Raw genomic sequence first — 8134 nt, forward strand, 5'->3', positions numbered from 1 at the left:
GGCCCCCTCCCCTGCCGCGGCGGCACCGGCGTGAAGACCGGCGCCACCGCGGCAGGGGAGGGGGCCTGCATGGGAGAAGTCTGCGCGATGGAGACGTCCATCACCGGAGCTTCCGCGACGGGGGGCTGCATCACGGCAGCCTGCATCACCGGAGCCTGCGCCACCGGGGCGGCGGGCATGCGGGCCGGACGGATCGCCGCGCGGGCGGCCATGGCCGAGACGGCAACCAAACGCCGGGGGGCCGGCCCGGTCTGCTCGATGACGAGAGCCAGGGTGGCCGCCTCGGCGACTTCCGCGACGCGGTCCTCGTGGCTCGGCTCGTCCCTGACGGGTACGGACTGGCCATTATCCTGGCCGTCGGCGGGCAGGGGCGCGCCGCCACGGTCGAACCGCATCAGCCGGTCGAGGACGTAGACGGGGCTGGGCGGCAGCGGGCGCAGAAGCGAGATGTCCACGGGCGGCGAGACCGTGAAGGGTGAGGTCTCGTCCGCCTGTGTGCTGACCGGCGCCAGATCCGGCACCGGGGACATCTCCGGCACCGGGGCAAGCTCCGGCACGGGAGAAGCATCCAACAGGGACGGAGCCACAGCCTCGGCGGAATCGGCCTGGATTGCCGACCACGTCTCGACGGCCGTCGAATCCTCGCCGTCGAACCAGGCGCGCATGGCGGCCCAGTCGGGAACCTCGGTCCAGTCGCGGTCGACGGGCAGCGGGGCCGGCGCGGCGGCGAGGATCGGCTCGCTCACCGATGCGGAGATGGGCAGCGGCTCCTCGACGATGGCGGCGAGGACGGCCTGCGGACGGCGGTCGGGCGAGCGGAAGAAGCGGACGCCCGGCGGCGGGGTATAGGGCTGGCGCCACAGGGGCTGCGGCGGCTCGGGGGGAATCGCGGCGAGAAGCGCGGCCTCGGCCGCCTCCCGGGCGGCACGCTCCGCTTCCGCTGCGGCGAGGGCGGCGCGTTCGGCGGCCTGCCGCGCCTCGTCCTCGGCCTGCCGCGCGGCACGGACCTGCTCCTCCTGCGCCAGGCGCTCGGCATCGAGCGCCCGCTGGCGACGCTCCTGCAGCACCGGATCCGGAGTGCGGGTGTAGCGCACCGCCGGGGCGTCCGGCTCGGGCGCGGAATGGGCCGGCGCGTCGTAGCCCTCCGGCGTGATGGAAGCGGGGCGGCGCGGCGAACGGATCAGCACGCGCGGGCTCGATGCGCCGTGGTCGATCCGACTCTCGCCGGTCGAGTCCATGGCCGCGATGCCCGAGGAGCGGGCGAGATCGGGGGTGGCGCGGTCGTCGAAGACGTGGTCCGGCCAGGCCTGCGCCTCGGCCCACTTGCCATGCTCCAACCAAGGCTGGGCCTGGGGAGCGGGGGCGTCGTGCACCATGTCCCGGGGGGCCGTGAGCCAGGATTGCGCGGGGCGCGGCGAGACCAGGCTCGGGCGCTGGGGCGGTCCGGCGAGGCGCCGGGTCAGGCTTGCGCGCAGGCTGATCAGCCTGTGCGCGAGGGCGCCCAAGGTCAGGCCGGGGCGGTCGCCGCCGCGTCCGGGCCGGGAGGGATCACGATGAGAATAGGGAGGCCGTCCCGATGCGCGCATGATGCTCTGGATTGACTCGAAGGGTACGGGTCCGCGTCCTCGACAGGAGCGGTTCTTCCCCAAGCTAGAGCCAACGTCGTTAACAGACGCTTGCCCGCATGCCGCGAAGTGTCGGATCTCCGGAGACCGGGCGCGCTCGCCTCCCCCTGGAGCCCCGGCGCGTAACGGGTTAGATGAGGGAACCCGATGAAGCGTCTCGGATCAAACGGGTTTCCCTCGGCGGACCCTGCCCGCTCAGCCCCGCGCGCCGCGGACGCTGCGTCACCCTTGCGAGAGGCACCCCGCCCCTTGGCCGAAACCACACGAAGCTCCGCATTCAAGTCCCTCTACCGTCACGGTTTCGCCCGTGTGGCGGCCTGCGCCGGACGAAGCCATCCGGCCGATCCTGAGCGCAATGCCGACGAGATCCTGGCGCTCGCCGATGAGTGTCATCGGAAAGGCGCCGTCCTCGCCGTGTTTCCGGAACTCTGCGTCTCGTCTTATGCCATCGAGGACCTGCTGCTGCAGGCGACCCTCCTCGACGCGGTGGAGACGGTGATCACCCGCATCGTCGCGGCCTCGGCCGAGCTGACACCCATCCTGGTGGTCGGCGCGCCCCTGCGCTGGCGCCACCGGATCTACAATTGCGCGCTGGCCATCCATCGCGGCCGGGTGCTCGGCGTGGTGCCCAAGAGCTACCTGCCGAATTACCGGGAATTCTACGAGAAGCGCCATTTCGCCTCCGGCGCCGGCCTTCTCGGCGAATCGATCACCCTCGGCGGCACTGTCGTCCCCTTCGGCCCGGACCTGCTGTTTTCGGCCGATGACCTGCCCGGCTTCACCCTCGGCATCGAGGTCTGCGAGGACCTCTGGGTGCCCGCCTCCCCCGGCACGGATGCGGCCTTGGCCGGCGCCACCGTGCTCGCCAACCTGTCGGGCAGCCCGATCACCGTGGGGCGCGCGGACTCCCGGGCGCTGCTCACGCGGTCGGCCTCGATGCGCTGCGCCTGCGCCTATGTCTACGCGGCGGCGGGCCTCGGCGAATCCACCACCGACCTGTCCTGGGACGGCCAGACCAGCATCGACGAGGCCGGCATCCGCCTCGCCGAGGGCGAGCGTTTCGCCGCCGGTCCGGTTGCGACGCTGGCCGATATCGACCTCGATCTCCTGGCCCAGGAGCGGCTCCAGGCGGGCAGCTTCGACGACAATGCGCGCGGGCGCGGCCTCTCCTACCGCACGATCCGCTTCCGGCTCGATCCGCCCTCGGGCGATCTCGGCCTGATGCGCCGGGTGGAGCGCTTCCCATTCGTGCCCTCCGACATCGCCCGCCTCGCCCAGGATTGCTACGAGGCCTACAACATCCAGGTGGCGGGCCTCGCCCAGCGGCTCGCCGCCACCGGCACTAAGAAGGCCGTGATCGGTATTTCGGGCGGCCTCGATTCGACCCATGCCCTCATCGTGGTCGCGAAGGCCTTCGACAGGCTCGGCCTCCCACGGTCGGACATCCTCGCCTACACCCTGCCGGGCTTCGCCACGTCGGACGCCACCAAGAACAATGCTCACGCGCTGATGGCTTCCCTCGGCACCACGGCGGGGGAGATCGACATCAGGCCGGCGGCGCGGCAGATGCTCGCCGATATGGGCCACCCGTTCGGGCGGGGAGAGCAGGTCTACGACGTCACCTTCGAGAACGTGCAGGCGGGGCTGCGGACCGATTACCTGTTCCGGCTGGCCAACCACAACGGCGCCATCGTCATCGGCACGGGCGACCTGTCGGAACTTGCGCTCGGCTGGTGCACCTACGGCGTCGGCGACCAGATGAGCCATTACGGCGTCAATTCGGGGGTGCCCAAGACGCTGATCCAGCATCTGATCCGCTGGGTCATCGCCAGCGGCCAGATCGGCAGCGGCGCCAACGCCACCCTGCAGGCGATCCTCGCCACCGAGATCTCGCCCGAGCTCGTACCCACGGAGGAGGGCGGCTCGCCCCAGAGCACGGAGGCCAAGATCGGCCCCTATGCGCTGCAGGATTTCAACCTGTTCTACACCCTGCGCTACGGCTTCCGGCCCTCGAAGATCGCCTTCCTCTCCCTTCATGCCTGGGAGGATGCGGAACGCGGCGCATGGCCGCCGGACTTTCCCGCAGCCAAGCGCCAGGCCTATGCGCTGCCGGAGATCCGCGCCTGGCTCGGCGTGTTCCTGCAGCGCTTCTTCGGCTTCAGCCAGTTCAAGCGCTCGGCCATGCCCAACGGCCCGAAAGTGGCGGCCGGAGGCTCGCTCTCGCCGCGCGGCGACTGGCGCGCCCCCTCCGACGGCAATGCCCGGATCTGGCTCGACGAGCTCGCCCGCAACGTCCCGGAAAACTGATCGACACACTCCGGTCCGATTATGCCACTATCAGCCAGAGTCGGGGTGGCCAGTCGGAGACCGACCGATGCAAAGCTACAACGTGTTCTGCCTGAAGAGCGTCAGCGGCCTGTGCTGCGCGGTGCCCGAGAGCCGTGCCGTTCCGAGCTTCCTCAGCGGACGGAACTGGGCGTTCAGCGGACGGCTGAGCGACGAAGCCGAGGCCCCGGCCGATTTCGACGAGCGGGCCGCGACCACGGCGGTGCGCTTCAACGGCTTCTACCTGTTCGAGACCATGGACCGGCGCTTCAACTGAGCGGGAGCGCCCTCGCCGCGGCGATCATTCCTTAAGGGACCTCATGCGATGGTCCGGCCGGTCGCACCAAGCGGAGCCGGAGACCGGCCGTCATGTCGGACAAACGCAAGGAAGCGCGGCAGAGGACGTTCCTCAAGGGCCGCATCGTCTTCAACAACGGCGCGTCGAGCATGGATTGCTTGGTGCGCGACATGTCCGCGACCGGTGCGCGCCTCGCGCTGACGGAGACCGCGACCCTTCCGGAGATGTTCGACCTCTTCATCCCTCAGAAGGAGCGGACCTATAAGGCGAATCTGCGCTGGCGCCGCCCCGATGGCATCGGCGTCGCCTTCGTGGACGAGACCACAGCCGCCACTCCGGTTCCGCCGCCCCAGGCCGATCCGGCCGCGATGCTGACCCTGATCCGTCGCATCGCCGAACTCGAAGCCGAGAACGCCGCCCTGCGCCGGCTGATCGCCGCGACGCCGGCGCCCGCCGACGTCGCCTGATCGTTCACGCCGCGTCGAGGGCCGCCCGGATCTGCGCCGCGTGGATGCCGAGGAGATCGCTGTCGGCCATTCCCCCCGTATGCCGGCCCAGCGCCACGCCGTCGAAGCGCGGCACGATGTGGATGTGGAGGTGGAACACCGTCTGCCCGCCGGCCGGCTCGTTGTACTGGAAGACAGTCAGGCCGTCGGCCGCGAAGGCCGTCTTCACCGCGCGGGCGACGCGCTGCACGGTCCTGACGGTGGCGGCGAGGGAATCCGGGTCGGCATCGAGCAGCCCGCGCGCCGGGGCCTTGGGGATCACCAGGGTATGACCCGGCCCCTGGGGCATCACGTCCATGAAGGCGAGGGTGTGCTCGTCCTCGTAGACCTTGTGGGCGGGAATCTCGCCGCGCAGGATCTTGGCGAAGACGTTCTGCGGATCGTACTGCGCAGCTTCGGCGTTTGAGGACATCGGGGCCGGTCTCCATCGCGGATGTGCGTCTGCGGTTTTCCGGCCGGACCTTGCACAGACTGGCCCCCGGCGTCCACGGCGCGGGGCCGTCCCTTCGATGAGAGTTTCGCCGACATGGCGCATGAGAGCAACGGCGCGATCTACACCGCCGCAGGGGCCAACCTCGCCATCGCGGCGGCGAAGTTCGTGGGCGCCTTCTTCACCGGTTCCTCGGCCATGCTGGCGGAGGGCGTGCATTCGCTGGTGGACACCGCCAACCAGATCCTCCTCCTCGTCGGCCTGTCGCGGGCCAAGAAGCCGGCCGATGCGCGCTTTCCCTTCGGCTATGGGCGCGAGGTCTATTTCTACGCCTTCATCGTCGCGCTGTTCATTTTCCTCGGCGGCGGCGCCTTCGCGGTCTACGAGGGCATCCACAAGATCCACTACCCGGAGGCCTCCGCCGACGCGGTGATCTTCGGCCGCACCATTCCGGGCTTCTGGGTCAACCTCTCGATCCTCGGCTTCGCGGTCCTGGCCGAGGGCTATTCCTGCGCCGTCGCCCTCAAGGCGTTCTGGGCCGAGAAGGGCGACCGGGAGGCGATCACCGCGATCCGCCGGAGCAAGGATCCGGCCCTGTTCACCGTGCTGATCGAGGACGTCGCCGCCCTCCTCGGGTTGATGGTCGCCCTGGCGGGAGTCATCCTCGCCGAATGGCTGCAGATGCCCAGCCTCGACGGCTGGTCCTCCATCGGCATCGGCGCGATCCTGATCGGGATGGCGCTGTTCCTGATGATCGAGACGCACGGCCTCCTCGTCGGCGAGGCGGCGGCCCCCGAGACCGTGGCGGTGATCGAGGAGACGGTACGGACCGAGCCCGGCGTCCGCCACGTCAACGCGGTGCTGACCCAGCATCTCGGCCCCTCCGACATCCTGGTGAATGTCAGCCTCGACATGGAGGACGACCTCAAGGCCGGCGAGGTCGAGGCGATGGTCGGCCGTCTGGACGCCCGGTTGAAGGCGCGTAACCCGGCGGTGAAGCGGGTCTTCATCGAGATCCAGGCGAAGGAATCCGCCGCCTGACGCTCAAGTGCCGGCCAGGGCCTTCGCGATGTCGCCTTCGAGATCCGCGGGCTTGGCGGTGGGCGGGTAGCGGCCGATGACCTTGCCGTCGCGGCCCACTAGGAACTTGGTGAAGTTCCACTTGATACCCTTGGTGCCGAGGAGGCCGGGCTTCTCCTGCTTCAGATGGGCGAAGACCGGGTCGGTGCCGGCCCCGTTCACCTCCACCTTGGCGAGGACCGGGAAGCTGACATCGTAGGTCAGGCTGCAGAACTGCGCGATCTCCCCGGCATCGCCCGGCTCCTGGGCGCCGAACTGGTTGCAGGGGAAGCCGAGCACCACGAGCCCTCCCTCGCGGTGCTTGCGCCAGAGCGCCTCCAGCCCCTCGTATTGCGGGGTGAAGCCGCATTTCGAGGCGGTGTTGACCACGAGCACGACCTGCCCCCGGTGCCGGTCGAGGGGATAGGGCGTGCCGTCGGCGGCCTTGGGCGTGAAATCGAACAGGCTGGTCATGCGGCGGTGCGCTTCTCGACGAGGCGGGCGAGGTAGGAGCTGCCCAGGGGGATGATGCTGTCGTCGAAATCGAAGGCAGCGTTGTGCAGGCCCGGTCCCGGCGTCCCGCCGATCCAGGCATAGGCCCCCGGCACCACCATCAGCATGTCGGCGAAATCCTCGCTGCCCATGCGCGGCACCGTGTCGTCGTCGACACCCTCGGACCCGAAGATCTCGCGGGCGATCTCGGCCGCCGCGGCGGCATGGGCGGCGCTGTTCTCCAGCACCGAGAACGTGTCGCGGATCTCCACCCCGATCTCGACTCCGTGGGCGAGGGCGATGCCCTGGGCGACCTCGCGGATGCGGCGCGAGACGAGCGTGCGCACGGCCCGATCGAAGGTCCGGACCGTGCCGGCGAGATGGGCGCCCTCGGGAATGACGTTATAGGCCGCGCCCGCATGGATCTGGGTCACCGAAAGCACGGCGCTCTTCAGAGGGTCGGCATTGCGCGAGACGATGGATTGCAGCGCCTGGACGAGGGCCGCGGCCGCCACGATGGAATCGAGGCCGCGATGCGGTTCGGCCGCATGGGCGCCGCGCCCGGTGATGCGGATATCGAAGAAGTCCGCCGCCGCCATCATCGGCCCGGGGCGGATCTTCAGCTTGCCGTGCGGGCCGCTGGGGGTGTTGTGGAGCCCGTAGATCTCGTCGCAGGGGAAGCGCTCGAACAGCCCGTCGGCCAGCATGGCGCGGGCGCCGCCGAGCCCTTCCTCCGCCGGCTGGAACACGAAGAGGGCGGTGCCGTCGAAATCCCGCGTCTCGGCGAGGTAGCGGGCCGCGCCGAGCAGCATGGTGGTGTGGCCGTCATGGCCGCAGGCGTGCATCTTGCCCGGAATGGTGGAGCGATGGGGGAGGTTGGTCTCCTCCTCGATCGGCAGCGCGTCCATCTCCGCCCGCAACCCGATGCGGCGGCCGTTGGCCGAGCGCCCCTGCAGCACGCCGACGAGCCCCGTTCCGCCGAGCCCGCGATGGACCTCGATGCCGTAGCTTGCGAGGTGCTCGGCCACGAGGTTCGAGGTCCGCACCTCCTCGAAACCGATCTCGGGATGGGCATGGATGTCCCGGCGGATCGCCGTGAGGTCGTCGGCGAAGGCCTTGATACGGTCGATCGGGCTCATGGGCGCTCTTCGTCCTTTTCGGTCTCGGGATCGGCCATCGTGCAGTCCCGGCGAAACGGCGTCATCTCACCGAGCACCGAGGCCGCCTCGAGCACGTGGTCGCGCTCGCGGCGGAGATAATCGGCGACGGCGCGGCGCAGGGCGGGATCGGCGATGTCGTGGGCCGAATGCATCAGCACCGGCCGGTAGCCGCGGGTGAGCTTGTGCTCCCCCTGCGCCCCGGCCTCGACCCGCTTCAGCCCGCGCCGGATCGCGAAATC

The 8134-nt window shown here is 70.0% G+C and carries 8 protein-coding genes and 1 pseudogene; 4 read left to right on the plus strand and 5 right to left on the minus strand.

Annotated elements, in window-relative coordinates; all coding sequences use genetic code 11:
• Nucleotides 1-1586 (minus strand): annotated as a pseudogene (locus MBTS_RS17040) (DNA translocase FtsK); the annotation flags it as partial.
• Nucleotides 1587-1874: 288 nt separating this feature from the next.
• Between MBTS_RS17040 and MBTS_RS17045 the strand changes: the two are divergent.
• The 3 genes from MBTS_RS17045 (at nucleotide 1875) to MBTS_RS17055 (ending at nucleotide 4715) form a co-directional block, all read left to right on the plus strand.
• Entirely contained in the window at nucleotides 1875-3932 is a 2058-nt protein-coding gene (locus MBTS_RS17045; protein ID WP_192216092.1) for an NAD(+) synthase, read from the plus strand.
• A 67-nt stretch (nucleotides 3933-3999) separates the two neighbouring features.
• Nucleotides 4000-4227, plus strand: a complete 228-nt coding sequence (locus MBTS_RS17050; RefSeq protein WP_027173053.1) for a hypothetical protein — start codon at nucleotides 4000-4002, stop codon at nucleotides 4225-4227.
• A 92-nt stretch (nucleotides 4228-4319) separates the two neighbouring features.
• Complete coding sequence (locus tag MBTS_RS17055) at nucleotides 4320-4715, plus strand: PilZ domain-containing protein (RefSeq protein ID WP_192216093.1); 396 nt, start codon at nucleotides 4320-4322, stop codon at nucleotides 4713-4715.
• 4 nt (nucleotides 4716-4719) lie between these two features.
• Here MBTS_RS17055 and MBTS_RS17060 read toward each other — a convergent pair whose 3' ends face one another.
• On the minus strand, nucleotides 4720-5166 hold the full coding sequence (locus MBTS_RS17060; protein WP_056142492.1) for an HIT family protein: 447 nt from the start codon (nucleotides 5164-5166) through the stop codon (nucleotides 4720-4722).
• A gap of 114 nt (nucleotides 5167-5280) precedes the next feature.
• Between MBTS_RS17060 and MBTS_RS17065 the strand changes: the two genes are divergently transcribed.
• Nucleotides 5281-6225, plus strand: a complete 945-nt coding sequence (locus MBTS_RS17065; protein ID WP_056142489.1) for a cation diffusion facilitator family transporter — start codon at nucleotides 5281-5283, stop codon at nucleotides 6223-6225.
• Between the two features lie 3 nt (nucleotides 6226-6228).
• On the opposite strand, the gene MBTS_RS17070 is transcribed toward MBTS_RS17065, so the two are convergent.
• The 3 genes from MBTS_RS17070 to MBTS_RS17080 form a co-directional block, all read right to left on the minus strand.
• A complete protein-coding gene (locus tag MBTS_RS17070) occupies nucleotides 6229-6717 on the minus strand; it encodes a glutathione peroxidase (RefSeq protein ID WP_192216094.1) in 489 nt (162 codons plus the stop codon).
• Entirely contained in the window at nucleotides 6714-7874 is a 1161-nt protein-coding gene (locus MBTS_RS17075; RefSeq protein WP_147830022.1) for a M20 aminoacylase family protein, read from the minus strand. The genes MBTS_RS17070 and MBTS_RS17075 overlap by 4 nt, the downstream gene beginning before the upstream one ends.
• A partial coding sequence (locus tag MBTS_RS17080) for a peptidogalycan biosysnthesis protein (RefSeq protein ID WP_192216095.1) occupies nucleotides 7871-8134 on the minus strand: 264 nt, incomplete at its 5' end. The genes MBTS_RS17080 and MBTS_RS17075, both read right to left, overlap by 4 nt.

The organism is Methylobacterium bullatum (assembly GCF_014845095.1).
Classification (GTDB): Bacteria; Pseudomonadota; Alphaproteobacteria; order Rhizobiales; family Beijerinckiaceae; genus Methylobacterium; species Methylobacterium bullatum.